This window comes from Nostoc sp. (assembly GCF_036917465.1).
Classification (GTDB): Bacteria; Cyanobacteriota; Cyanobacteriia; order Cyanobacteriales; family Nostocaceae; genus Nostoc.
Genome location: NZ_JBALDL010000086.1, coordinates 1 through 25,745 on the forward strand (window position 1 = coordinate 1; position 25,745 = coordinate 25,745).

At 41.5% G+C, this 25,745-nt stretch carries 21 protein-coding genes and 4 pseudogenes; 13 read left to right on the forward strand and 12 right to left on the reverse strand.

Features of this window, described 5'->3' with window-relative positions; translation table 11 throughout:
- From V7K38_RS21120 to V7K38_RS21135, 4 genes are all read left to right on the forward strand, one after another.
- Window positions 1–801 (forward strand): CAAD domain-containing protein (locus V7K38_RS21120; protein WP_334860380.1); only part of this gene is annotated, 801 nt, incomplete at its 5' end.
- Window positions 802–1,318: 517 nt separating this feature from the next.
- Window positions 1,319–1,636 (forward strand): hypothetical protein, encoded by a 318-nt coding sequence (locus V7K38_RS21125; RefSeq protein ID WP_334860381.1) that lies wholly within the window; start codon window positions 1,319–1,321, stop codon window positions 1,634–1,636.
- A gap of 470 nt (window positions 1,637–2,106) precedes the next feature.
- On the forward strand, window positions 2,107–2,325 hold the full coding sequence (locus tag V7K38_RS21130; protein ID WP_334860382.1) for a PEP-CTERM sorting domain-containing protein: 219 nt from the start codon (window positions 2,107–2,109) through the stop codon (window positions 2,323–2,325).
- Window positions 2,326–2,435: 110 nt separating this feature from the next.
- Window positions 2,436–3,044, forward strand: a complete 609-nt coding sequence (locus V7K38_RS21135; RefSeq protein WP_334860383.1) for a PEP-CTERM sorting domain-containing protein — start codon at window positions 2,436–2,438, stop codon at window positions 3,042–3,044.
- 177 nt (window positions 3,045–3,221) lie between these two features.
- On the opposite strand, the gene V7K38_RS21140 is transcribed toward V7K38_RS21135, so the two are convergent.
- Both V7K38_RS21140 and V7K38_RS21145 read right to left on the reverse strand, forming a co-directional pair.
- Window positions 3,222–3,350, reverse strand: coding sequence for a hypothetical protein (locus tag V7K38_RS21140; RefSeq protein ID WP_334860384.1), 129 nt, complete (start codon window positions 3,348–3,350; stop codon window positions 3,222–3,224).
- A 254-nt stretch (window positions 3,351–3,604) separates the two neighbouring features.
- A pseudogene (locus V7K38_RS21145) lies at window positions 3,605–3,754 on the reverse strand (TOBE domain-containing protein); the annotation flags it as partial.
- Between the two features lie 210 nt (window positions 3,755–3,964).
- On the opposite strand from V7K38_RS21145, the gene V7K38_RS21150 reads away from it, so the two are divergent.
- The 3 genes from V7K38_RS21150 (at window position 3,965) to V7K38_RS21160 (ending at window position 6,511) form a co-directional block, all read left to right on the forward strand.
- A complete protein-coding gene (locus tag V7K38_RS21150; protein ID WP_334860385.1) occupies window positions 3,965–5,995 on the forward strand; it encodes a S9 family peptidase in 2,031 nt (676 codons plus the stop codon).
- Window positions 5,996–5,997: 2 nt separating this feature from the next.
- Window positions 5,998–6,237: a hypothetical protein gene (locus V7K38_RS21155; RefSeq protein ID WP_334860386.1), complete on the forward strand. Its 240-nt coding sequence runs from the start codon at window positions 5,998–6,000 to the stop codon at window positions 6,235–6,237.
- A gap of 103 nt (window positions 6,238–6,340) precedes the next feature.
- Entirely contained in the window at window positions 6,341–6,511 is a 171-nt protein-coding gene (locus V7K38_RS21160) for a hypothetical protein (protein WP_334860387.1), read from the forward strand.
- 488 nt (window positions 6,512–6,999) lie between these two features.
- Here V7K38_RS21160 and V7K38_RS21165 read toward each other — a convergent pair whose 3' ends face one another.
- The 3 genes from V7K38_RS21165 to topA all read right to left on the reverse strand — a co-directional run bounded on the left by V7K38_RS21165 (window position 7,000) and on the right by topA (window position 10,563).
- On the reverse strand, window positions 7,000–7,362 hold the full coding sequence (locus V7K38_RS21165) for a hypothetical protein (RefSeq protein WP_334860389.1): 363 nt from the start codon (window positions 7,360–7,362) through the stop codon (window positions 7,000–7,002).
- A 164-nt stretch (window positions 7,363–7,526) separates the two neighbouring features.
- Entirely contained in the window at window positions 7,527–8,342 is an 816-nt protein-coding gene (locus V7K38_RS21170) for a peroxiredoxin-like family protein (protein ID WP_334860391.1), read from the reverse strand.
- A gap of 58 nt (window positions 8,343–8,400) precedes the next feature.
- Window positions 8,401–10,563 (reverse strand): type I DNA topoisomerase, encoded by a 2,163-nt coding sequence (gene topA / locus V7K38_RS21175; RefSeq protein ID WP_334860393.1) that lies wholly within the window; start codon window positions 10,561–10,563, stop codon window positions 8,401–8,403.
- 13 nt (window positions 10,564–10,576) lie between these two features.
- Between topA and V7K38_RS21180 the strand changes: the two genes are divergently transcribed.
- Window positions 10,577–10,744 (forward strand): hypothetical protein, encoded by a 168-nt coding sequence (locus V7K38_RS21180; protein WP_334860395.1) that lies wholly within the window; start codon window positions 10,577–10,579, stop codon window positions 10,742–10,744.
- 390 nt (window positions 10,745–11,134) lie between these two features.
- Here the strand turns inward: V7K38_RS21180 and V7K38_RS21185 are convergent.
- The 6 genes and pseudogenes from V7K38_RS21185 to ftsH all read right to left on the reverse strand — a co-directional run bounded on the left by V7K38_RS21185 (window position 11,135) and on the right by ftsH (window position 20,737).
- Window positions 11,135–12,956, reverse strand: a pseudogene (locus V7K38_RS21185) (ABC transporter ATP-binding protein).
- A 157-nt stretch (window positions 12,957–13,113) separates the two neighbouring features.
- A complete protein-coding gene (locus V7K38_RS21190; RefSeq protein WP_334860397.1) occupies window positions 13,114–14,112 on the reverse strand; it encodes an aldo/keto reductase in 999 nt (332 codons plus the stop codon).
- 266 nt (window positions 14,113–14,378) lie between these two features.
- A complete protein-coding gene (locus tag V7K38_RS21195; RefSeq protein ID WP_334860399.1) occupies window positions 14,379–15,917 on the reverse strand; it encodes an amidohydrolase family protein in 1,539 nt (512 codons plus the stop codon).
- Between the two features lie 214 nt (window positions 15,918–16,131).
- Window positions 16,132–16,455, reverse strand: a pseudogene (locus V7K38_RS21200) (LLM class flavin-dependent oxidoreductase); the annotation flags it as partial.
- 990 nt (window positions 16,456–17,445) lie between these two features.
- Window positions 17,446–18,360: a DUF928 domain-containing protein gene (locus V7K38_RS21205; RefSeq protein WP_334860400.1), complete on the reverse strand. Its 915-nt coding sequence runs from the start codon at window positions 18,358–18,360 to the stop codon at window positions 17,446–17,448.
- 475 nt (window positions 18,361–18,835) lie between these two features.
- Window positions 18,836–20,737 (reverse strand): ATP-dependent zinc metalloprotease FtsH, encoded by a 1,902-nt coding sequence (gene ftsH / locus V7K38_RS21210; RefSeq protein ID WP_334860401.1) that lies wholly within the window; start codon window positions 20,735–20,737, stop codon window positions 18,836–18,838.
- A gap of 334 nt (window positions 20,738–21,071) precedes the next feature.
- On the opposite strand from ftsH, the gene V7K38_RS21215 reads away from it, so the two are divergent.
- The 3 genes and pseudogenes from V7K38_RS21215 (at window position 21,072) to V7K38_RS21225 (ending at window position 23,547) form a co-directional block, all read left to right on the forward strand.
- Entirely contained in the window at window positions 21,072–21,617 is a 546-nt protein-coding gene (locus tag V7K38_RS21215) for an NADPH-dependent FMN reductase (RefSeq protein WP_334860402.1), read from the forward strand.
- An 820-nt stretch (window positions 21,618–22,437) separates the two neighbouring features.
- Window positions 22,438–22,722: pseudogene (locus V7K38_RS21220) on the forward strand (transposase); the annotation flags it as partial.
- A gap of 465 nt (window positions 22,723–23,187) precedes the next feature.
- Window positions 23,188–23,547 (forward strand): hypothetical protein, encoded by a 360-nt coding sequence (locus V7K38_RS21225; RefSeq protein WP_334860403.1) that lies wholly within the window; start codon window positions 23,188–23,190, stop codon window positions 23,545–23,547.
- A gap of 451 nt (window positions 23,548–23,998) precedes the next feature.
- Here V7K38_RS21225 and V7K38_RS21230 read toward each other — a convergent pair whose 3' ends face one another.
- The gene (locus V7K38_RS21230) at window positions 23,999–24,265 is read right to left on the reverse strand and encodes a hypothetical protein (RefSeq protein ID WP_334860404.1); all 267 of its coding nucleotides are present in this window, start codon (window positions 24,263–24,265) and stop codon (window positions 23,999–24,001) included.
- Between the two features lie 144 nt (window positions 24,266–24,409).
- Here V7K38_RS21230 and V7K38_RS21235 point away from each other — a divergent pair, with 144 nt between their 5' ends.
- Together V7K38_RS21235 and V7K38_RS21240 are read left to right on the forward strand one after the other, a co-directional pair.
- On the forward strand, window positions 24,410–25,057 hold the full coding sequence (locus V7K38_RS21235; protein WP_334860405.1) for a Uma2 family endonuclease: 648 nt from the start codon (window positions 24,410–24,412) through the stop codon (window positions 25,055–25,057).
- 218 nt (window positions 25,058–25,275) lie between these two features.
- Window positions 25,276–25,593, forward strand: a complete 318-nt coding sequence (locus V7K38_RS21240) for a hypothetical protein (protein WP_334860406.1) — start codon at window positions 25,276–25,278, stop codon at window positions 25,591–25,593.
- Window positions 25,594–25,745: the final 152 nt, after the last annotated feature.

The window sequence follows — 25,745 nt, forward strand, 5'->3', positions numbered from 1 at the left end:
GGGCCACGCGTGGGTGCGTTGGTGAAGAAGTTGCACTTGCCTTATGTGAATGGTCATGGCTACCACAATGGCCCATACATGGGTTTTGAAGGTGCGGTGAATATGGCACGCGATATGTATAATGCCATCTATTCCCCTCTGATGAAATTGGCTCAATTTGATATCCGTGGTGAGAAAAAGCAAACTGTTATCCCTGAAGAAAATAGGAAACTTATAGAGAGCGAAGTACAACAATCGAAATCTGCTGATATTACATTAACCGAACCTATCACAGCACTTGAAAGTTCAAATTTTGATACTCAGCCATTGCTACTAGCTGCTGATAAACCATTAGATCGGAAAAGCGAAGTGCAACAATCGAAATCTTTTGATATTACATTAACCGAACCGATGCCTTCTCTACAAGAGGCTCCGCCAACGGCAACGTCAAGGACGAACACAGCACTTGAAAGTTCAAATTTTGATACTCAACCATTACCTCAATGGCAGCAATTTGGCAGTAACTTTTCTGCCTTTTTAGAGCAAATGCCTAAATATTTAGGTGATTTTTCCACTGAATACCAACTGCCAATTATTTGTTTTGCTACAATTATTTCAGGGACTGTGGCACTTAAGCTAATTATAGCTGTATTAGATGTAGTAAATGAAATTCCGCAGTTAAATCTAGTTTTTGAGTTAACTGGAATTGGTTACATAACTTGGTTCTTTTTCCGATATCTTCTCAAAGCTTCTACTCGGCAAGAATTAGCTGCACAAATTAGTTTTATCCAAAAAGAAATTGTTGAGGGACAAGATTCATAAGCTGCTATGCCTGTACATTTGCTTTATTTCATAGTGAAAGAAAGCACAAAGCAAACGAACGCATTCATGCTACCTAAAAGCTTTTGCAACAAACTTATACCAATTTAAGGTGAAGCTGCACTGAATGAGTAACTCTTTATTCTTGGCGCTCTTGGCGTACTTGGCGGTTCGTTTAATATTCTATGCATCTTCATAAAGAATTGGTATTACTTATGAAAATTGACTTTGGTGTAACTGTTACTGATGGGAGCAAAACACCGCCTTGGCTTTCCCAGTTCATTACTTGACCAGGGTCAACAGCTTTACTCTGTTGCGATCGCTATAACCAATGACGTAGTGGCATTGAGCATCGGGCGTAGTTGAGTTGAGTGTAGCGATCGCGCCCAGAATAATCGCAAAACCGACATCACCACACCCAAACTGCTATTTAGGCTAATCGGATTTTTTCACTAGTCGATCAAGTAGCAGCAAATTTGTATTCTTTCGCAAAGCCAACACAACCAAAGGAGTAACCCCAATGATTGAATACCAAGACTTCATAGTAAACGCTTCTAAATTGATTGAGCAGGACGCTGACGCTAACTGGCTATTTCGCTACATCGGCGATGGACTCACCGAGCACGGATTCAGCACTAAGATGTCTGAAACTTATGCCGCACTCGTGATCGGGCAAGAGTTCTTCAATCCCAGTGAAACTGATTTTACCTCTTATATCAGCAGTGTACGGTCAGCGTTCCCACAGGTGAGTTCTGAAGGTCACGACACACTGCTACAAGTAACTAGTAAATACGTTCAAGACTACTATCACGCACAAGTAGATACACAAGAACTGTAGTCAACAGAAAGCCACTACTCTAAAGCGGCTTTCAAGACCATTCCTTAGTTTGTGGAAGGATTATGATGGTACATCTGATTTTGCCTTTACGCCTTGCAGCCACACCTAAGCGCAAATTTTGTAGAGATTTCGGATTGATTTTTTGCTCTTTCCTTTTCCGATTGTGTGCATGATTTATGATGTGCGTAATCTCATCAAGATAAAAAACTCTTTAGTTAAAATTTTGATAAAGTTAGCATTTAATTACGTAGTTGAATTGATTTTCTCCAACCAAGTTGGTATGATAGCTTCAATAGAAAATACAACTACGTATAAGAAAATACGCTATAAATACTGATGAATAAGTCATAAATTTTAAACGCTCAGATCAAGGACTGTTTAAGTATTAGTTAAGCTGCTCCACATTAATAGGCATAGCAAGTATTACTTCGCCAACTGCCGCGCAAAGAAACAACACCACAGGCTTATTTTTGCAGTCAGCTGATGGCTCTGTACCTGTGGGTACACGTCAAATTAATGTACTGCTGAACGCCAATTATGCAAGAGGACGAATAAACGACGCTTACGCAGATAATCTTTCGTTGGTAATTACTCAAGTTCCAGAACCATCAATCTCTGGTTTTTTGTTAACTGGCTTATCTTCTCTCACAGCATTGAAATTGCGTAGATATCGTCAATTATTGCAATAAAATCATCAGATTCTGCAACAGTTGAACTTCTCTAATTGTTACAGTCCAAACCTTACTAAAGAGTTTTCCCACTACACCAAGCCATTTGTATTTGAGGAGTCATCAGTTTTATGTTAGAAACAAAGTTTTTTCAAAAACCATTAATGGTTATTCTGGGGTTAGCATTAGCTACTGTTTCTACTGCTCAACCCTCCAAAGCTGCTGTCTTTAATTATCAGGGCGATACAACAAACGAACCGATTTGGCGGCGTGTAGCGCCAGGTAATCCTCCCACTCTTATCAGTGGTGAAAAAGATGGGAATTTGGGAATGAGCGTACCTTACAGCGTATTTGATTTTACGATCGAGCAATCCGGTTTATATATTATAAGTGGTGATTCTGAACCTACACCACCTGCAAATAGAAAATGGGATATTTTCTTAGCTTTATATCAGGAAAGTTTCAATCCTACCGAACAATTAACCAATGTTCTTATAGCAAATACTACTACGAATGGTAGTACTGTTACTTTCAACCGAGAACTTGTTACAGGACAGAAATACTTTTTAGTTACTACTGGTCGTCGAGTGAATGATTTTGGTGCTTTTAGCAACACAATTAGCGGTTCGGGTCAAATCGTAGCAGTTCCCGAATCGGATTCAATACTTGGCACATTAGCAGCTGTTAGTGTTGGTTTACTTCTGCATAAGCGAAAATCGGGTACTGTTACGATGCGCTAGCGCAAACATAGTTTATTGATGTGTACACCAGAGGGGTTGCCGTAGGTATCCCCCTGGGGATTTTAAAATAGGGCGTTGCATAAATGCGAGATGAATTGACCGTTGAAACCATTGAAAATTCGTTCCAAATTGGGCTAAATCATCCCATGATTCAGCAATGCCTAAAGACTTGGTTGGTTATCCCTCATAGCTACTTGCTTCCCCTTTAAACGCGATCGCACGAGGAGAAACACATTTTGCACGAATTGGTGCAAAATGTGTTTGGATCAGCGTGTCTAATTGTGCCAGATCCAGTAATGGGTACACCTTGGTGCGTACCTTTCAGACGATAACCTCATAAAATATTTACAGGATTAAAGATTCAAAAGCAATTTAAAGAATTTTTATCCTTTCACGGGGAAGACCCCACACGCAACGTAGTGGAGTGTGGGTATGAAAGACAGTTAAATACGAAGTTGCTCAGTGAAACAAGAATCACCGTATGAAGCGTCAATTAACAGTAGAATATTAAAAAGAGGCAGTTGAATTGCCCCTCCCTTAATAGAATGCCAACAATTACTTTAGTCTGTGGCAATCATTACGTCTGATGATTTAACTATGGCGTAGACTTGTTTACCTTCAGCAAGTTTCAAAGTTTCTGCTGATGCTTTGGTAATAATTGCAGTCACCTCTACTCCTGCTGCTACTTCTACCGTGACATCAGTATTTACACGTCACTATCCAAAAACTTTATTTCTCGCAAAGGCTTATGACCAAGTTAACCTAAACCCCAGTTAATTTGCATCATCAGGACGGGAAAATGCCTACCCCACAAGACATTGATAAAATTTTAATCTGTAAATTAAATGTGTTTTAGCTTATTTACCAATTTCTCTACCTTCACCCAAAAATGTGCCAACCCCAAGTTATGATATCTAGTTATGAAAAAGCTAACAAAAATCGCTTTCATAAGTGCTGTTTTAGCGGTGAAACTCGGTATAAATATTCCGGCTCAAGCTCAAGAGAAACGCCTGCTGACGCTTGAGGATCAGTTTGCCTTTCGCCAAATTAGCGATCCCCAACTTTCTCACACTGGAGACTGGATTGCTTACACAGTAACTAATACGGATTTGAAAAATGATACACAAGATAAACATATTTACATGACTTCTTGGGATGGTTCCCGAACGTTACATTTAACTAACGGTAAAGATAGTGAATATAACCCTCGGTTCAGCCCAGATGGGAAGTATCTAGCTTTCATATCCAGCCGTGAATCTGGAAAACAGCAAATTTGGTTGCTCAACCTAGCAGGTGGTGAAGCCGAAAAAATATCCGACTTTGCTGGTGATGTTAGCGATTTTGTCTGGTCTGGTGACAGTAAACGACTAGCCGTAATTGCCTCTCAACCAGCTCCAGAAACTCCCTTTAATGGCAAAACCCCACCACCGATTGTTATCGATCTGTTTCACTTCCAAGAAGATGGTGTCGGTTTTATTGACAAAAGTCGAGAACATCTTTATGTATTGGACTTAGCAACTCACAAAACAGAGATTCTCACCCAAGGTTCATTTAATGAGTCTTTACCTGCTTGGTCAAGTGATAGCAAAAATATTGCTTTTGTGAGCAAACGCGGTGAAAAAAGCGATCGCAACAATAATTGGGATCTTTATGTCATCGCTGCCCAATCTGGAGCAAAAGCCCGCCAGCTAACCACTTTTCCTGGTGCTGACTGCGATCCTGATTGGGGTAGCCGTCCAGCTTGGAGTCCAGATGGGAAGTCAATTGCCTATCTTCAAGGAGGTTCACCCAAACTCATTGAATACGCAGTTTACCATCTAGCGGTGATTCCTGCCCTTGGCGGCACTCCGCGTCTACTGACTTCCAGGCTTGATCGCAATGTTGTCAAACCGCGTTTTACCAAAGATGGGAAATCAATACTGTTTTTAATCGAAGACGATGGTAACGTTCACCTTGCAAAGATACCGGTAGCTGGTGGCAAAATTGAGCGCTTGTTAGCAGGAAGGCGAAATATTAGTAACTTTGATTTAGGAGGCGATGACAAAATCGCTTTACTTTCTTCAACGCCACAAGAACCAAATGAAGTCTTCGCCTTCAACGGTAAAGATTTGCGTCCATTGTCGCACCAAAATGATCAGTTGCTAGCTCAACTAAATTTAGCAACTACAAATGAAATCACCTTTAATAGTAAGGACGGAACAGAAATTCACGGTTTTCTTGTCAAGCCACCTAACTTTCAGTCAGGGAAGAGATACCCAACACTACTGATGCTGCATGGTGGGCCTGTGGGGCAGTTCGCAAATCAGTTTATGTTTAATTGGCAACTGTTTGCTGCTCATGGTTATGTCGTCGTTGGTGTGAACCCACGCGGGAGTTCAGGAAGAGGTGAAGCCTTCTCTAAAGCGATCTATGCAGACTGGGGAAACAAAGACGCTCAAGATATTATTGCCGGTGCTGATTATGCGATCGCTAGCAAAATTGCTTCGCCATCGCGTTTAGGAATTGGTGGGTGGAGTTATGGGGGGATGTTAACCAACTATACTATTGCTCAAGATACTCGCTTTAAAGCCGCAGTTAGTGGGGCTGGTGAATCAAATATTCTGGCGACCTATGGTACAGATGAGTATATTTATGACTACGAACAGGAGTTAGGCGTACCGTGGAAGAACCTGGATACATGGTTGCGAATTTCTTTCCCATTTCTTCACGCTGACCGAATTGTGACACCGACAATATTTCTGGGAGGTGACAAGGATGGTTCTGTACCACTGCTAAACTCTGAACAGATGTATCAAGCCCTGAAAAGTCTCGGAGTTGATACTCAGTTAGTAGTTTATCCCGGACAGTCCCACGGAATCAGCAAACCGAGTTATCAACGTGATGTCCTAGAACGTTATTTAGCTTGGTATGATAAATACTTGCTCCCCTCAACCGCAACTACTGGAAAATAGTCTTGAAGAAGAATTCAGTGTTCTTCTGGAAAAGAAAAAGCGGAGGTATAGCGATCGCAAGTAGCGCCGACACTCCTCCTCGCCCCGATAAATCAGAATCCGCAGCGCCTCCATTTCCTGCATTGGAGAAACACAAATCTCAGCGATGGCACAAATCAATTTCTCCTGCTGATGCACATAGTCTTTATGCTGCTCTAACTCATGAACTTTGTATTTCAGATGCGGCGAATAAGTTGGCTTAGGATTATCTAATCCCTCAACCGCAATATTAGGACAATAAATAAAAACTTGCCGTTGTTTTCTATCAATTAACTAACCAAGTTACGCCCCATTACCTATATAGTCTTGCAAAACTTGCAAGCGATCGCTCTCAGAACGCAATTCAATCACAAACAGATGGTATGGCTTTCCAGCGATCGCATTTTATCCATACTGGATCAAGCGTACACAGACAAAGTAAACCCACCAATTGATCGTCTTCCTCTGTCCAAGCCCACAACTGCCCAATTAAGTTAAAATTACATTCTTCAGTTTCTGTTGCGCTGGGACAAATAATTACTATTGCAAGTGAGAATAGAGAGGAGTATTTACAACACCAATGAGTACCCCAATCATCATTAACCTGCCAGACGAAATTTAACAACGTGCAGAACGCTTTGCACGGTTGGCAAACCTGTTGCATTTATTGAATCTGCGTGGCGTAGATATACAAAGCACTCAAAGAATAAAGCTTAGGAAATACAAAACTCTGAGTTAGTTATTAATGGATATTGAAAATTAAAAAGGATTTACGCATAAAGATTATAGGAATCCGGTTTGATTTCTGAAAAGATTCGTAGGGGAGGCAGTCGTGTGGGCGGGTTTCCCGACTTGAGCGGTAGCGACTGTGCGTAGCGTCACTGGCGTTGTGTTAGCAACAGAGTAACCCACCAAACCTTTGATAATGGTGCGTTACGAACTTCATTGTGACACACCCTACAATACTATTCCCTATTCCCGCTATATTAACGCTGCCAATCATAGATTAATCGGCCATGACGATCGCGCACAAGTTCCCATTCTCCATGACGATATGGTTGTCCGTGATAATCTACAGAGCGATAGCGTCGTCTGTAATAATGTCGTTGATTGTGCTGGCGTTGATAATAATATCGTCCAGTCCGTTGCCTTCTATGATAATATCGTCCATTCCATCGGTGAGCTAACAAAAACTCTTCACTTTGTCCAACTAATTTTGTCTGTGCGTCAAGACTCTGTTCATTTAGCACATGATTAAGAGTAGTATCCTTAGCTTCAGCCAAAGCAGGCGGATAAATGAAGGCTAATAGCAGGAACACAATTGAGGATAGCTTTTTGAAACGGTTCACGTTTTTGCTTGTCTTAAACTATTGGTAGTAATTTTATTTAATACTTAAGTTGAGCAACTATATAGTTCAAAATTCACAAACTTGAGTAACACAAAAGTAATCAAAGTACTTATGAGTACGTACGTGGGAAAATTTATAACAACAACTTAATTATAATGACTGAATTACTTATACAAAAAATCTAAGGGATTGCTCATGTTTTCGGCAAAACCAAGAATATTACGATGCCTGCGGCGGGCTACGCCTACGCAATGTTCGTAAATTAATTTACCTTGAGAATCAAATAAAAAAGTTCCACCCCGTTGTGTCAAATAAGATGAATCTGGTACATAAGTATTCCAGTTGCTCAAAACTTCGGTCATGTTTCTCAGGCGGAGGGTTGCTAGTTCAAAAGGACGCTGAAAGCCTTTTCCTCCAGCAGCTTGAAAAAATGAACCTTTCATTGGTGGTAAAGGTGTACCCCTGACAACTTCCTCATCAGCAATTAACTGAGGAGCTTTTTTATCACCTTTATAACCCCGAAAAACTTCTTTCACAGTTCCCGGACTACCAATCCCAGCACACATTAGCATTAAATTAAGCCTTGCTTTTTGTGACGTTGATAGGATTGGAAATTGTATAGATAGACCGCGAGAAAGCCCTAATAAAGCGTGAATTTCAGCTATTGTATCCACAAACAACCATTCTTGAGGAAACCCCGTATATTCACAAAACTTGACACCAGAATTGCGGTTTCCAATTCCAACCGCGCGAATTGTGATTCCTCTTGCTTCGATCTTTTCTTTTTCTCTTTGCAGCCACCAAGCGTATTCTAAATTATCAAAATCTCCCAACTGCAACCAAATAAGTACGAGCGTCTGTGAACTATTCTCGCAACCATCTAAAACGGGTTTAATCTCTCCATCACTAACTCGCAAGCGTTGAGTTTGACTCAAAATCGAGTAAATATCTGGAGAATTGAAGCGTGTTTGAGTATTCATTATTCCCTATTCCCCATTTCCCATTCCCCATCTCTTGTAAGAATATCAGAGTTAAAACCTAACAATTTAACTCCCCAAACTTCGGACTCCACCACCCTTTTTGTGTACTGAAATAAGCCACATCTTTATGTTTAGTATCCTTACGTGCTTGTGGATCGGAACATCGCAACATTTTCTTACTCTGTCCCTCTTTGATGTAACTGTACTCCTCTAGAGGTTTCTTACATACTGGACAAGGATATTCCGTTATCTTTACGGGAGGCTTTTGTTGATTCTCAGCCTCAACTCCTTTAGTTTGTGGTGGCTGCCAAGTCTTGTTAAAGTCGCTCCAAAATAGCACGACATCACAGCCTTTTGTGCATTTGAGGAAATATTTCTTTTTAACTTTAGTACTGGGAATTTTGGCAAGAAAATTTTTGCATTCAGGGCATCGCGTCCTGGAAGTTTCATATTTGCGCTCAGTTATTACATTAGCTTTACCTGTTGGAGAACTTGCAACTACAGTTTTAGCTTTGGAAAGGGCTGGTACAAAATAATTCTGATTCCAACTAGTTAAATAATGCTGCCAAGAATTCTTTCCTTCGGAAATGGCATCAAGGGCATCTTCCATTTTCGCTGTGAATTCCGCCTCTAGTAAATCCGGCAGTGCTTTGAGCAAAAACGCATCAACTTCTAGCCCTAAAGCTGTCGGTTGCAGATGGTCTTTTTTCAACTCAACATAGTTTCGTTTTTTTAAGGTAGCAACAGTAGGAGCATAAGTACTTGGACGACCAATTCCTTTCCGTTCCATCAGTTGCACTAATTTAGGTTCGCTATAACGCGGCGGTGGTTGAGTTTGCTTCTTTTCATGTCCAGCATTCTCCAATTTCAATGCTTGTCCCTGTTTTAATGAAGGTAAAATACTATCCTTGCTGAGATTGTTCCAGTACCGTGCATAACCGTAAAATTCAATTACTTGCCCTCTAGCTGACCACAATAGAGAACCAGATTGAGTAATCACCAAAGTTTTACGCAATTGGGCGGCTTTACATTGAGAAGCAATTGACCGTTTCCAAATCATCACATACAGATTAAACTCATCATCAGGAAGTTCTAAGCGCAATTGAACTGAGGGACGAAACACATCCGTTGGCCGAATCGCTTCATGTGCTTCTTGAGCCAATTTGCTACTGCGATGCTTGGCGACTTGCGGCGGTACATTCTGCGGATCGTTTTGCTCTAACCATTTCCGGGCGCTGGCACAAAATTCTGGACTCAGCATTACTGAGTCTGTTCGCATATATGTGATAAGCCCCGCCTCATAAAGCTTTTGGGCAACAATCATAGTTTTGTCAGGAGCAAACCTCAGCTTTGAACCGGCTGCTTGCTGAAGGCTGGAAGTTATAAATGGTGGCGGTGGCTGGCGGTTAACAATTTTTCCTTCAAAATGAATCACCTGATGAGGATGTCGCTTTGCTTCTTCAACTAAACGTGTTGCCTCTGCTTCGGAAAGAACGCGTTTAGACTCCGGTGTTTCTGGACTATTACCTACCTTTGCGTCATCGTGAGTTTCAGTCTCTTGCTCTGCTGCATCTTTTGCAGAATCAACCGTCCCTTTGTAAAAAGCTCGGAATCCTTCAGCATAATCTACCCAGACACTCCAGTAATCTTGGGGGATAAAAGCCAGAATTTCGTTTTCTCGCTGACAAATCAAGTGCAACGTCGCGCTTTGGACTCTACCAACACTCTTAGCGCCGTTATTTAATGCCCAAACTAAAGGACTACCCTTATAGCCTACCAACTTGTCTAGGCAATCTCGACACAACCCAGCACCGATTAAATTTTGGTCTAGCTTTCTGGGATTAGCGATCGCACTCTGCACCGCCGATGCTGTAATCTCAGTATAAATTACTCGTTTCGGTTCCCTTAAACCCAGCGTTTCTTTGAGATGCCAAGCGATTGTCTCACCTTCCCGATCTGGGTCAGTTGCTAAAACAACTTCATCAACCTGCTTCACCGCAGACTTGAGTTTCTGGATTGTTTCTTTGGCTCGTTGGTCACGCGGAACGTAATTGCACCGAACATTATTGCCGTCCATGACAAAGCCCAAGGAATCGTCCCCTTCATTGCTGAGTTCTCGGATATGACCACAACTAGCGAGAACTTTCCAATCTGAACCCAGAATTTGACTGAGTTTTTTGACTTTTCCGGGAGACTCGACCACAAGGAGGCGTTTTATCATAGCAACTGCATTCTTGATTCTGAGCAATAAACTGGCAATTGCAATGAGCGATCGCCTTTCTTCGTCATCTGGATTTTTTAGAATACTGTACCAAAAAGCTTTGGCAATTGCTGAACTCAGTTTAAAGGTAAATGATCACCCTCCAAAGCGATCGCTGTTGAAACTGGCTCAAATACTATGATTTTAGCCTCAATAACCTAGTTAAACAGGAAAAATCTTTAGCATGCTATCAGCACTTGTAACTCGCTGAATTCTCAAAACTAGTTGCCAAAATTCAAGCGTTTGCAACAATTCTTTCTTGATGTATAAGAAACGTTTGAGTATTTCCAAGAAATGTATAAGCAATTGCTGCAAATGCTTCATACTTTGCAACAATTGCTCCTTCATGTATAAGAAACGTTTAAATATTTTCAAAAAATGTATAAGTAATTGCTGCAAATGCTTTATATCTTGCAACAATTGCTTCTTGATGTATAAGAAATATTTAAATCATTGCAGTAGTTGTTGTAATTAACTTATGATTTGTTCTTCTCTCAAATTGGGAGAAGAGGAGCCAATAGACTTACAATTGTCAAGCAATCATTCCCTTTTCGACGTTATCCGCACCAAGACGAGTATCGCGTATAGGTTCCTCGCCGAGATTTTCCGGTAGAAATCCACCTGCTTGCATTTTCCATAACCTGTGGTAAGCGCCGCCGAGTGCCAGCAGTTTTGTGTGGGAACCATCTTCGATAATGCGGCCTTTGTCGAACACCAAAATCCGATCTAGATGGACGATGGTAGATAGTCTATGAGCTACTACAATGACCGTTTTTCCATTCATTACTAAGTCGAGGGTATCTTGGATCGCTTTTTCTGTGATTGAATCGAGGCTAGAGGTAGCTTCATCTAAGATCAGAATCGGTGCATTTTTGAGAATTACCCGCGCAATAGCAATCCGTTGTCTCTGCCCTCCAGATAACTTAACACCACGTTCGCCCACCAGAGAATTGTAACCATCTTTACTTTGAGCGATGAAATCATGAGCATGAGCCTTTTGCGAGGCTTCAATCACTTCCTCATCGGTTGCATCTAAGCGTCCGTAACGAATATTTTCTAGCAGCGTGCGATGGAATAAAGATGGATCTTGGGGAATTAAGCTGATCTGTGCGTGTAGGGCATCTTGAGTCATATCTCGAATATCGACCCCATCAATAATAATCTGTCCAGATTGTGGGTCGAATAAACGCAAAATCAAATTGACGAAGCTGAATTTTCCCGAACCAGAAAAGCCTACCAATCCTATACGTTGTCCGGGTTGGATGGTAACAGAAAGGTTGTGGAAAACTTTCTTCTCCTCGGAGTAGTTGAAATTCACCCGCCGAAACTCAATTTTCCCTTGGGTAATTGATTGATAGCGATCGCGCGATCGCTATCAATCAATTCGTGGGGTTGAACGATAATAAAAACACCATTGGCGACATTACCGATATGTTCAAAAAATTCTAGAAAGCGGCGGCTCAAATTGCGGGCTTCACTAATGATCAACAGCGATAGGCTAGTTGCCACAACGAAATCAGCAGTTGCAATTTTACCTTGACTCCAGAGGGAGAGTGAGTAATATAGGGTACTGATTTTGAGAATTGCTGCTGAAATGAACTGAAACCAGCGAATTCGCTCCGAATACCAATTAGACTGTCTCACCTCTTTTATTTCCCGCCTTAATTGGTCATTCAAATAGTGTCGTTCAAAACCCAAGCGAGCAAACAGTCGGCTGCTGGTGAGATTTGTTACCGAATCTACAATGATGCCAGTTGTTTCACTTCTGGCGGCTGCGGCTTTCCGGGAGTAAATTCGGCAGCGAGTTGCCAGCCCGAACGAAATACTGATGAAGAGAACTGCCCATATCCCCACGAGTGCAGCCAGAGGAGGATAGGTGCGATACAGTATCGTCGTAGCAACAGTATATACAACGATTACTGGCATAAATTCAGTAATCATCATTTGCATCGTTTGGGTAACACCCAGAGAGGTTTCGCTAATCCGATGTGCCAAAGCCCCGGAAAAACTGCTACTCATGTAGCGATGGGAATGGTATTGCAAGTAGGCATAGAGCGATCGCACAATATGCTGTCGGTGGATGGGATGGAGGATGGTTTGCAAGAGTCCAGCCGATCGCCCGAATACCACTTCACCCACACTCAAAGCGGTGAACAACATCAGGGGTTGCCTCATGGCATCAAAAATGGGCTTGCCGTCGCCCGTTGATTTCGTCACGCCCCGGATGATCTCACCAATGGCATAGGGCAACATAATGCCACAGGTTGCGTGTATTACCTCCAGGATCACCATTAACACATTACCACAGCAGCACGTTGAAAAGATTTGAATTGTCTGGTCTTTTTCGTCGTCATGAAAGTCGATCCACTAGCATCATTTTGGTTTTTCTGCAAGATAAAACTGGACAATTGGGTAATTCGTAATGACGCTCTCTACGAGACGCTAAAAGCGAACGCGGACTCGCTTCCTCGTGTCGCTAACGTAATTCGTAATTATGAAAATTAGTTGAAACTAACGGAGAGAATCTCCCCTTCGGTATTCGGCGGTTAAGTCGTCTAACTTTTGTTTCAAACTGTCGTCGAGTTTTAGTTCCACTGCCTTCAGGTTGTCAACAAGTTGTTGTGGGCGGCTAGCACCAATGATGGGAGCAGTGATAATAGGATTAGATAAAACCCAAGCTACTGCTAAAGTGGTGAGGGAAAATCCGGCGTGATCCGCGACTGTGCGTAAAGCCTCAACAGTATTAAACTCGCGATCATGCCAGTAGCGATCTTGATAACGTTCTGCGGCAGCGCCTAGCGTAAAACGTGTACCGGAGGTGGGGCCTTGAGCAAGAATATGTTTGCCGGTGAGCAGACCACCCGCCAAGGGATTGTAGGAAATTACACCTAATCCTTCTTCTTTCGCCAGGGGTAATAGTTCTCGCTCAATTTCGCGGAACAATAGGTTATAGCGGGGCTGAATTGAGATGAACTTAGCTAGATTGCGCGTCTCGGCGCGACCCAAGGCGCGGGCGAGTCGGTAGGCTAAAAAGTTGGAAACCCCGATGTAACGTACTTTGCCAGCACGAACGACCGTATCCAGTGCTTCCAAGGTTTCATCAAGGGGGGTTGAGGCATCGTCGGAGTGCAACTGATACAGGTCGATATAGTCGGTTCCCAAACGTCGCAAGGAAGCATTGATCGCATCCAAAATATGTTTGCGCGAAGCACCCTGATCCCAAGGTGCAAGGCCGACTCGACCAACGCACTTGGTAGCTAAAATAAAATGTTCGCGTTTGCCTTTAAGCCAGCGTCCAACGATTTCTTCGGTACGCCCAGCAGTGGCAAGTCCGCCGCCAAGTGGATAAACATCGGCTGTATCCAAAAAATTGATGCCGCCATCAGCAGCGGTGTCGAGAATGTCTCTGGAAGTTTCTTCGTCAGTCTGTAATCCAAAGGTCATGGTGCCGAGACAAAGGCGGGAAACAGTTAATCCAGTTTTTCCTAGATTGGTAGTTGGTAAGGTCATGGAATTGTAAGTAGTTAATTGAGAAAGTTTTGAAATCAGGACTTACGCAAAATCATGAAAAAACGAACCGCAAAGGACGCAGAGAAGCCAGTGCGCCCTTGCGGTTCCCCGACTTGTTCGCGCAGCGTCTCCCCTTGGGAGAAGCAACTGGCGCGACACAAATAAATAAGAGTTTCAGAGAGTTTTTGCGTAAGTCCTATATGAGAATGAGGAGGAATAATTAGGAATTACGTTAGCGTAGCGGGGCGTAGCCCATTACGAATTGTTTACGCCACCACCAGACTCTTATCTACTTGGTTAAATTCGGTGTTATTTACCTTAGATTCGATCGCAGTACCCTTAAAGAATTCGGGGTTAGCTTGGGTGTAAAACTTGTAGGGATTAGCGAATATGTATGATTTAAAGTCGGCTTCGGAAATAACGCCTTCTTGAACCAAATCCCAGCTTTCAGCCAAGGGTGAAGTCAAATCTGGCACATCCCAATGACCAACATCGGAGGAATAGATGGCGTTGATCTTGACTCCCAAGGGATTGGCTTTGTCATTGAATGCCGTAGCGATGGTGCGATCGTCTGACTCGGAACCAAAGAAGAAACTGTTCACCCAGCGATCGCGAATATCCTCAATTGTTTCAATCCCTGCTGCGGCAAAATCGTCCAATTCGCTACCAATTGGCGCACGGCTATGACGGCTGAATGAAGCTCCCAGTACAGTCTTAGTCAATTCATCCTTATCGAGGGAATGCCCTTGAGTAACTTCTGCACCGTATTGCTCAAATATCTCAAATAGCTCATCGGCATTTGTCAACGCTGGATTGTAGTTTTCCAGTGCTTTGACATTGCGCTTGGAGAACCGATCTACCAAATGAATGTAGACACGGGCACCCCAATCTGCACCACCTTCGAGCATTGCTACTCGCAACTGCGGAAAACGCTTGGTAACACCACCAAAGAATAACGCCTTCGCAAAAGCTTCCGAACCATCGGCGAAGTGACCGATATGGTTGTTCATGTAGTTACTGATGGAGGAACGTCCAGTCCAACCCTGACTGCCGTAATGGGTGGTGACGGGTACGCCTAATTCCACAACTTTAGCCCAGAATGGATCGTAGTCGTATTCACTATCTAGTCCGTAGAAGTCGATATAAGAGGCATACTTGGCGATTTCGGGGAATTTATCGGCTGGATATTTATCAGCGATCGCTTTAATCGGTCGTTTTACCCCGCCAGTAATATTAATTACTTTTAAGCCGAGTGTTTTTACTGCAAACTCTAGCTCCTCAATGCCTTCTTCGGGAGTAGTTAATGGGATACCAGCTACCGGTGTCAGGCGATCGCTATATTTCCGGTAGATATCAGCATGATAGTGATTGACCGCGCGTTGCAGTGCTTGCCGATTCTCTGCGCTGGCTCCAGCCGGTGCTAGGACATTATTCGGAAACAGCACCGAATAGTCTGACCCTTGCTCGGCTTGACGTTCATAAAGGAGTCCGGGGAGGGTGTAAGTAGCTAGATCCAACGTATTTTTAGTAACTCTAGCCCACCAAGGCGATCGGATGGTGCGGTTGTATTGACGTTCTTCAGGGGTTTGTTGATACCAGTCTTTACCGTTGCTTTTGGAGTTGAGACGGGAAGCTTCGGTTTTACGTAATTCGTCTACGAGTTTCACGCCGCCGTACTTGGCAATGTAATCCTCAAAAGCTGGGGTAAAATCATTAGTGTGAACGTCAGTGTCAATTACCGGATAATCAAGAGTTGCTCTAATTGCGGCGGAGCGTGAGGTCTTTAATCGGCTATATTCAGTCATGTTTTTTTCCTTTAAAAAATTACAAGGTTTTTCTAGCTGTTGGTTAGTTTGTTAGGACTTACGCAAGAACTCTCTGAAACTCTTATTTATTTGTGTCGCGCCAGTTGCTTCTCCCAAGGGGAGACGCTGCGCGAACAAGTCGGGGAACCGCAAGGGCGCACTGGCTTCTCTGCGTCCTCTGCGGTTCGATTCCGGGTTCTGTAGGGCGGCGATCGGGTTCTTCATAAGTGGTCGAGGCGGTGGAAATAAAGCCGATATTTTGAGTAACAGAGGACAAAGCCGAAAAGAGAGTGACTGGCTCGAAATGGGCGATTTTACCGTTGCGATACTGAGTTTCTGGAGAGCCACCCCAGACTCCTGGGCTATCTGCGAGAAAAACTGCATCAAATAAGCCGCGTTCGGCAGTCTGGGTAATTTCCTTATAATGCTCGAAATTCAATCCAGCATCTGCTTGTGCATCAGGGTGTCGCCAAGAGGATATGTGATGACCGGTGGCTTGAATGAATGCACCTAAACGAAACTTGCGTGTTGTACTCATAAGCTTTTTCTTTTCTATGGTGTGATTACTAATTTGCGTATAGCTAATGGTTTTTCATGTAATATCAGCGATCGCTTATTTAATTCCTCAAATTCCTGCCACATCTTTGTCAAACTCTCATGGCTACGTGACAAGTGTCTGCTGATTAGGCAACATATAATAATGGAATGCTTTCAAAGCAACTAAATTTACGCTTCAGTTGCTCTACATAAAATGAAATAACCAAACTCTAGGTCAGGTTAATACCACAGCAAAACTAGGGTTGCTGCTGCTTGGCACTCGAATTACCATAAATTTATGTAGCAATCTTACTCCGCAGATAGAGTTTACATGATGCATACAAAAAAATATGTACTGACAAACACAATATCATCAACACCTAATTATTAGATTATCTAATATTAAGTATTGCAAACCAATTGCTCGATATCTTCAGATTAACTGTATTGTCTGCGATCACAGTCCACTTAAAACAAAAAGTTGTACATAACACAAAATACCGTTGTATACGGACAGAAAGGAAAATAGAAAGCTATTACCGAGGTTTCCATTCAGATTAGGTATAATATTAATATTAATATTAATATTACTAGATGTCGGGAACACGCATTTCCCCACGGGTATACTCTTAATTGAGATAGCAATCCTAAATCATTGTGAAAAACAAGATCCCCGACTTCTTTGAGAAGTCGGGGATCTGAACACCGCGAAATATAGGAATCAGGTTTGATTTTTTAAAAGATAGGTAGTAGCATAGCAAGACTAAAATAGTGCATTAAAAATCTTGAAAATAATTGATATTTTAGAAATATCACTCAATTTTTCTATTACACGAATTTAGGCTTGTCACGCCATTACAATACCTAATTTTTTTCAAAAATCAAATAGTAATCCTATAGTTTTAGGCAAACAAAAAAGGATTTTCAATTTTTATTGAAGAGTAAAAAATCGGCTTCTTTATCAAAACCAGATTTTTAGGTAATTGTTAATTTATTTTTGAACAGTACAACAGGGCAATAAAGGCTTGTTTACAACTTCTTTAATCTCTACTGAATTCAACAAATCTTCCCAATACTTCTGAACTTCAGGATCGTTAGGACGCTGACGGCGTAAATTAGCTAAAGTTCTGAGAGAATCTTCCCAAAATCCAGCCGTTGCAAATAAAACTGCACGATCCAAGTCTGTGCTTGGTTGGTTTAACTCAAGAGAGAGGTTTTCATCTTGCGATCGCACTATTGTACCTTTTACATAAGAGTCTTTATCACGGTTGCCTAAATCGCAAATCATTGAAAAAGTCCAACTATACTCTTTACCGATTTGTAGAGGTGTCCGCTCGGCAGGTACGTTTACACTAACAATACCGTTCTGCCCAACAGGTTTAAAGGTTCCCTTATACAATGGTTCGGAGCTATCATCATCCTGCAAAACAAATTCTAGTGCTTGTATTGTTGTAGAGGTTTGAGGAACATAGAAAAAAAATGTGGGACGCTCTGCTGTAGTTCGTTGAGCTTCCTTATCTGTTGGTGTCAGGGGAATGATATTTTGTCCAGCTTGAAAGCAACTTCCTCGTGTTCCTGCTGACTTTACCCTACCAGGTCTACCTGGGACGAAGGCAATACGATTTCTACCACGTTGGATGTAGCTTGTAATATTTCTAATTGCAGCAGTAGCATACCTATCTCCAGGACGTAGCCGTTCTGCCTGCTGAAAATTCAATAAAGCTTTTCGATAGTTTCTCCGTCTAGTTTCATTATAACCCAGTTGCATATATTGTGTGTAAGCAGATTTGGACTGTGCCAATTGATAAACCGACTCGGTTGCCAAAACCTGAGTACTAATCATAGGTTCTAAAGGGAGAAATGCTAAAGCCGCAAGCAGATAGCTTGCCCAAAATCTATGTTTCATAATGTCCATTTCCACGTGTACTACATTGATTGGGTATATATAATACAATACCCTAAGCTTGACAGTGGTAAGACTTTATGTACCAGTTTGTGGAAATGCTGACGTAGCCTTCTGACTTTTTTAGGGGCTGACAAATAAAAAATATCCAACTATTGATTCTGGGATAATTTATTTCTTGGAAATCCCTTAAGTAAGTGGGTCAAATTAAATATAAAACCTCACCCTGCCTCCGGCTTCCCTCTCCAAAGTATCGGAGAGGGATTGAGGGTGAGGTTTGATCTTATATTTAATTACGCCTACCTACTTACAAGAAGATTCCCGACTTGTTTAAACAAGTCGGGAATCTGAGCCTTTGGATTTTCACTAGAACAGCAGGCGTAAATTTAGCTCCCATCTCAAAACTAGACAATGGGTAAAATCCCATTATTCCAAGTAGGCAAACTTCTGCCACAGTGTAGGGAGTTTCAACTATTCCCTAATGAGGTACAGCCAATTTTTGATCGGCTACTTGGGCATTATCACCAACAATTTGGCGAAATGAATCACCTTCAATTGTTTCTTCTTCTATTAACAAATCTACTAAACGCTCCAAAATTATGCGGTTTTCTTCCAACAGTTTTTTTGCCTTGATGTAAGAAGTATTGACAATTTCGCGCACCTGTGAATCAATTTTGGCGGCAATTTCTTCAGAATAGTCTGATTTATTCATCCAGTCGCGTCCCAGAAATACTTCTCCACTCTGATTTTCTAAAGACAATGGGCCTAATTCTGACATACCGAAGCGTGTCACCATCTGCCGTGCCATCCCTGTCACCTGTTGCAAGTCATTACTTGCACCTGTGGTAACTTCTGGCTTACCAAAAACGATTTCCTCGGCGGCGCGACCACCTAAAGTAGCAGTAATCCGGGCTTTAAGTTGGGAGCGGGAAATTAACCCCTGTTCTTCATTAGGAGTAAACCAAGTTAATCCCAGTGCTTGTCCCCGTGGGATGAGTGTAACTTTCTGCACTGGGTCATGTTCTTTGAGCAATGTGCCTATTAAAGCATGTCCAACTTCATGATAGGCAATCAAGCGCTTGCTCTTGCTGTCTACCAATGCAGTACCTTCCATACCTGCAACGACTCTATCCACAGCAGCATCAATTTCTAAAATGGTGACAGCTTCTTTGCGTCTCCTAGCAGTGAGAATAGCGGCTTCGTTGAGTAAGTTGGCTAAGTCTGCGCCAGTAAATCCAGGAGTGCGACGAGCGATCGCTTCTAATGATACGCTAGGATCAATTTTCTTATTCCGCGCGTGGACTTTCAAAATTTCCAGCCGTCCTTTGAGATCCGGTGCATCCACCATCACTTGTCTGTCAAAGCGTCCTGGTCTGAGCAACGCTGAATCTAAAACATCTGGGCGGTTAGTTGCAGCAATAATAATGATACCTGTGTTACCTTCAAAACCATCCATTTCGGTGAGCAGTTGGTTCAGGGTTTGTTCGCGCTCATCGTTACCGCCACCGATACCAGTACCCCTTTGTCTACCTACTGCATCAATTTCATCGATAAATATTAGACAGGGGGCATTTTCTTTGGCTTTTTTGAAGAGGTCACGCACGCGAGATGCACCCACACCAACGAACATTTCCACAAATTCCGAACCGGAAATACTGAAGAATGGGACACCTGCTTCACCTGCGATCGCTTTTGCTAGTAAAGTTTTACCAGTACCAGGTGGGCCAATTAACAGCACTCCTTTGGGAATCCGTGCGCCTACAGCCGTAAATCTTTCTGGCTGTTTCAAGAAAGTCACAACTTCTTCCAAGTCTTCTTTAGCTTCTTCAACCCCAGCGACATCTTCAAATTTCACTCCAGTTTTCGCTTCCATTTGGAAACGAGCTTTGGATTTGCCGAAATTCATCGCTTGGCTAGAAGCATTAGTGGAGCGCCGCAGGAACAATAGCATTAAAGCCACCAGTGGCAAAATCCACATGAGATTAATTAACAGCCCAACAGCAGCCCGACTGTTAGCAGAGGAAACCTCGCCAAACTCAACATTTTTATCTTTGAGTATGTTAATTAACTCTGTGTTTTGTGCCAGAAGTCTCACCTGTTGCGGTGGCGTATTCTCCTTTTGCCCTTTGAGATAAACTCTGGCTAGCTGTTCGGTTTCGTCAAGCTCTACTTTTTGGACTTCTCCCGCCTTCACTTTCTTGAGCAAATCACCATAGTTTAGAGAGGTACTAGAAGACGTACTCTCTGCTTTTTGTGCCAAGACGGGGGTACTCCCGAAAATTCCTGGTAACATAATCAAGCTAGCTGCGATTGCACCAACCCAAGCAACGCGCTTTGATGACTGTCTTTTTACCAATGCTTTTTTTCCCAAATTTGTCATAATAATTACCCTTTGTCTGCTGGCACAAGTTGAGCTATGGTTTTATGCCTATTCTTCTACCAAAAATTGTAATAACTGGAAATTATCACTCTTATCTAGTCTAACTTCCACAGAAGGGACTGGGGACTAGGGATTGGGGAAAAGCTTAAAAGACAAATGGATAGTTATTTCCTTCGCTCATTACCCAGTCCCCAGTCCCTAGTACCCAATCCCCATTCCCCTTGATATCAATTTGACACATTCCGATACAAATCGCTAAGATAAGCATAGTCATAACGATTACGCTTTTTAAGAGGTCGGTGATAGTATCTAGTTAATAGTTTATAGGTTAATTATGGTAAGAATTATTGGCATTGGTGGCAGTTTAAGACCAAACTCGTATACACAGCTTGCTTTACAAGTAGCAGTGCAAAGGCTAGAAGCCCTTGGTGCAGAGGTAGAAATTCTTGATTTAAGACAGTTGCATTTACCGTTCTGCACTGGCGCAAAAGAGTATCCAGAGTACCCAGATGTTAAGCGCTTGCAGGATACTGTCAGTCAGTCAGATGGATTAATTTTAGCCACACCTGAGTATCACGGTGGGGTTAGTGGTGTCCTGAAAAATGCTCTAGATTTGATGAGCTTTGAGCAACTATCTGATAAAGTGACAGGACTAATCAGCGTATTGGGTGGCCAGTCTAACAGTAACGCTTTAAATGACCTACGTCTAATTGTGCGATGGGTTCATTGTTGGTGCATACCTGAGCAGATTGCAATAGGTCAGGCTTGGGCTGCATTCAGTCCTGAAGGCAAGCTAGTAGATGAGAAACTCTCCCAAAGATTTGATCAATTTGCTCAGAGTTTAGTTGATAACACTCGTAAGCTGCGGGGCGTGAATTAGTTGTAAGGTGGGCAAAGTTAGACCCACCCGACACTCAATGATGGTAATAGTAATGAATCGAGCTATTTATACTTTGTGGAATTTGGGAAGGTAGCAAGAACTTGTAAGGCATTATCCTTATATAGGAATCAGGTTTGATTTCTGAAAAGATACGCAGATTGAATATTCATCATCCAAAATTTAAAAATTTTCTCCAAACAGAGTTAACGAGACTCTATAAACAGCAAGAGAAATTGGAAATAACAGGAATTGCAGGGATTTAGTATATAAAGTCATTGGTAATTTACAGGGCAATAGAGAAAACCAAATATGTTATAACGTTGTACGGATGATATTTGGTGAAGCTAACATAACTTCAGGAGTACTTACAGTGAATCAGATACAACTGACTTTAACTATTGCTTACTTGTTAATGACATGCTATTTTTTAAGCAATTGGTTAATATTTTCTCTACGTCATCCTGCTTGGACTCCAGAAGATAAATTTTTATCGGTTGTCATGTTTTTGTTAACAACTATATTCTGGCCTTTGATGATTCCGATGTCTTGTTTAGAAATGATCCAAAAAAAGCAAATAGACTTTAATAAAATGCTTCCTGTTCTCTTAGCAATCTTTATATTTAGTATTTCATATTATTTTACTGAATAATTCTTAATTAATCGTCGCTAATTCAATGATGCATTTAACCCGGATTTCTCACAAACTCGGAAAAAAGCAGAGTGAAAAACTGCTAAAATGTATATACAAAAAGCATTTCACCAGTTATAGACTATGACTCGACCTGCAAGGCGTAGGCGTAGCCCGTCGTAGACATCGCTTCCAAAACAGTTCAGATTTGAACAGCCAAAGTCACCCCCAGTCATAGTTAATTTCAAGGGTGGACAGGTAACATCCGATGCTGGTTTAAGCTTAATTGCGGAACTAGACCGAAAACTGCAAATAACATCACAGTTAGCAAGATGTTTCCAAGATTACCGTTTGTCAAATAGAATTGACCATTCGATAGAAAACTTAATTGCACAACGGATATATGGCTTAGTCATGGGATACGAAGATTTGAACGACCATGAAGAGTTGCGTCATGATCCGATGTTTGCTATAGCCACTACGGTTTTATACTTAATTTACCTCAACATTTGTAACAAATAAAGAAGTAATGAGAGCAATAAAAATAAAACGGAGCGATGGCAACTCTTAGAGACGCTACGCGTAGCAAGATCCCTGTAAGGGTACGCCAAAGCCTTTGGCTAACGCATATTTATCGAAGCTCTAATAAACTGAATAATATCCAAAGTGACAATACAACACTGCTTCAGATTTAGTACAGTAATTTTACAGTTCTTATTAGATGTGCTTTATTTACGTGATATTAACCGTATCATCGCTGAGTGCATGACAATCAACTGCCGAACAATCTGATCGATCTCTAAATCTAATATGCTGTAATCAATGACTGCCTGACGAATAGGTGTATGTCCTTGATTGACAGCTAGTTTTTGTATCTTGGCTGTACGTATAATTAATTTGCAGCTTACCGCTGCATTGGAGAGATATTATGTTCTTTCCACCATGCCAGTAATTAATCTTGCCGATATTCAACAAATTACTAAAACACAACAACAAGTCCTATTCCCCATTCAAAAATATTATCCGAATCACTCTGCCTTTAACCCTATAGTTGCAGATAACTTCTCTTTGGTCATGAGACAACTATTTTTAGGACTGACTGTAGAACCTTTATTAAATGCCTATCCTCAAGTGGAAACGAGAAGGTTTTGTAGCGATATATCTTTGCTAGTCGCTAATTTCCAAATAAAGTGTTTGGAAACTGCTAGATTAGGGAAAAGAGAATTAGCCTCAGTCAAAGTGTTTTCAAGCGTTCTAATAAGTGTCTCAGTATCGCCCGATAGAGTATGTGCCGTGTCTTGAGTTGCTGAACGGCTTTTTGATTGGAATAGCCCAGAATCGTACCCTGTGCTAATTGAAATCCAGTCTCCATTCTTTGTTTAAGCTAGTACAATACAGGGATAAATATATTAATAATCATTCATGGCTCTTGTTTCAAATTGATATAACTCTACAGTGTCTAAATAAGGCGTGAGTGGTTCAATGAAAAATATATATGCCCTTGCAAGCTGCTCCTTGGAGTTAACTAGTTTTTGTGGGAGTCCACTAAAATTTTTAGCTTGAGTTAGATTACTTGCAGAAATACTAGTTCCGAAAGTCTCTAAGCTAATTAGTTTAAGATATGAGAATTTTTGCAGTAACTTGTCTAACTTCAAGTCTCCCTTTCTTTCTACATGCTATAGAAAGATTTCATACGGATGTGTTGTTTCGCTTTGAAAATCTAATCCTTTAGCCACATCTCTCATAGCTGTGATTAATTCTGTATTAGGATTACCAGAGGGTAGAGGAATAGATAGCGAGAGGATACCCCTGGAAACGTGAAGTGCTTCTTTAAGATTTGCAACAACAGTAAAACGAAGAGCATTCCACCTACCATCATCCAACCTTGGGGATTGTTATACTGTTGAAACAACTCGCCAAAGTCAATGCTAGCCAGAGGTGCTTGGAAGGATGACACCTCAATAAATGTAGAGTTAGCAGCGATCTGGTTGTCTGCTAGATTTTTCTGGTAAAGGTTCATAGCCGTTAAGTATGGATTTAACAGAAATTTTAGCTACCAAGTTAAAACTACGTAATTGACCTTATGGACATTTTTTAGAGAGGTAAGAGAAGCTTTTTAAATATTTTTTATGCCTGAGTTTGAATAAAGAGGAGAAAGTTTGGTATGTTACTTGAACTCAACCAACTAATTGTTAGAGCAGGTCATCAGTTGTTGATTAAAGATATCTCCTGGTCGGCATACAAACGGATTTTGGCAGAATTGGGAGACAATCGCAGTTCTCGGATAGGTTACAGTCAAGGGGTGCTGGAAATAATGGCTCCATTACCAGAGCATGAAGTAGCTAAAGTTATTATTGGAGACTTGGTAAAAGTTTTATTAGAAGAACTCGATCTGGAATTTTGGAGTTTGGGTTCTACGACTTTTGATAAGGAAAGTATGGATGCTGGGGTAGAACCCGATGATTGTTTCTATATCCAAAATGAAGCTAGAATTAGGGGCAAAGATAGAATCAATTTAGAAACTGACCCACCTCCAGATTTGGCTATTGAAATTGATATTACCTCCCGCACTCGTTTTAATAATTATCAAGCTTTGAGAGTACCAGAACTGTGGCGGTGGAATGGAAGCAAATTGGAAATAAACGTGCTGTTCGATGGTAAATATGTAGAATCAAATACCAGTTCTATTTTCCCCAATCTCCCAATTAATCAAGTGATTCCCGAATATTTGATGCTGAGTAAAACCAATGGCAGAAATGCGACAATGAAAGCATTTCGTGCATGGGCAAGGCAACAAATAGGAGCGATTTAGGTAAATTGTTAGAATTGGCTACTCAAAAAGGTTGTGGGTAGTGGAATAAAAGTAAAATTAGTGATTCCTGCTATTCAGCCTTTACCAAACCAAACGCTAGGAGATTTACCAAGTATAGTTCACAGGTTAGCAACCCACGCACGTCACTTGCCTTTTATCCAATAGCAAGGAGTACCAGACATTAATACCCTAATTCAATAAAACAAATCATAAATTATATGGATATAGATATAGAAACTATAGAAGAAGCTGAAGCAGTAATTGAAAGTGCCGTTAGATCCAAAGTCAAGAGACTAGACTTGAATTTTTCTCATAGGTATAGAGATTCTGTTATTCCTGATTCTATCGGCGATCTATCAAGTCTAGAATATCTAACAATTTATAGCAAATCGCACGATATAGTTTATGGAATTGAACAAATTCCAATAACGATTGGAAGGCTAATTAACTTGAGAACACTTCAGATATATGATTTGTATGAATTAGAATATCTACCTGATAGTATCGGTGATCTTACAAATTTAGAAGCGACCTGATACAAACTAAGTACTTTGCTTAAATCAGTTTATCAATTTAAAAAACCTTGTCAGCACTTTGATGGAGCATTAGCAGGCATTCGCTACAGGACTGCTGTTTAAAGCGCGATGTTGAAGGTGGTGAACGAGAGCATTTCTTGAATAACTGGTAA

Bases quoted from the DNA above. Each gene is read 5' to 3' on its own strand.
- topA (WP_334860393.1), bottom strand. From the start codon at position 10,563: ATGATAAAACGCCTCCTTGTGGTCGAGTCTCCCGGAAAAGTCAAAAAA.
- V7K38_RS21225 (WP_334860403.1), top strand. From the start codon at position 23,188: ATGCCAGTAATTAATCTTGCCGATATTCAACAAATTACTAAAACACAA.
- V7K38_RS21230 (WP_334860404.1), bottom strand. From the start codon at position 24,265: ATGAACCTTTACCAGAAAAATCTAGCAGACAACCAGATCGCTGCTAAC.
- V7K38_RS21240 (WP_334860406.1), top strand. From the start codon at position 25,276: ATGGATATAGATATAGAAACTATAGAAGAAGCTGAAGCAGTAATTGAA.
- V7K38_RS21135 (WP_334860383.1), top strand. From the start codon at position 2,436: ATGTTAGAAACAAAGTTTTTTCAAAAACCATTAATGGTTATTCTGGGG.
- V7K38_RS21150 (WP_334860385.1), top strand. From the start codon at position 3,965: ATGAAAAAGCTAACAAAAATCGCTTTCATAAGTGCTGTTTTAGCGGTG.
- V7K38_RS21215 (WP_334860402.1), top strand. From the start codon at position 21,072: ATGGTAAGAATTATTGGCATTGGTGGCAGTTTAAGACCAAACTCGTAT.
- V7K38_RS21170 (WP_334860391.1), bottom strand. From the start codon at position 8,342: ATGAATACTCAAACACGCTTCAATTCTCCAGATATTTACTCGATTTTG.
- V7K38_RS21205 (WP_334860400.1), bottom strand. From the start codon at position 18,360: ATGAAACATAGATTTTGGGCAAGCTATCTGCTTGCGGCTTTAGCATTT.
- ftsH (WP_334860401.1), bottom strand. From the start codon at position 20,737: ATGACAAATTTGGGAAAAAAAGCATTGGTAAAAAGACAGTCATCAAAG.
- V7K38_RS21190 (WP_334860397.1), bottom strand. From the start codon at position 14,112: ATGACCTTACCAACTACCAATCTAGGAAAAACTGGATTAACTGTTTCC.
- V7K38_RS21195 (WP_334860399.1), bottom strand. From the start codon at position 15,917: ATGACTGAATATAGCCGATTAAAGACCTCACGCTCCGCCGCAATTAGA.
- V7K38_RS21235 (WP_334860405.1), top strand. From the start codon at position 24,410: ATGTTACTTGAACTCAACCAACTAATTGTTAGAGCAGGTCATCAGTTG.
- V7K38_RS21125 (WP_334860381.1), top strand. From the start codon at position 1,319: ATGATTGAATACCAAGACTTCATAGTAAACGCTTCTAAATTGATTGAG.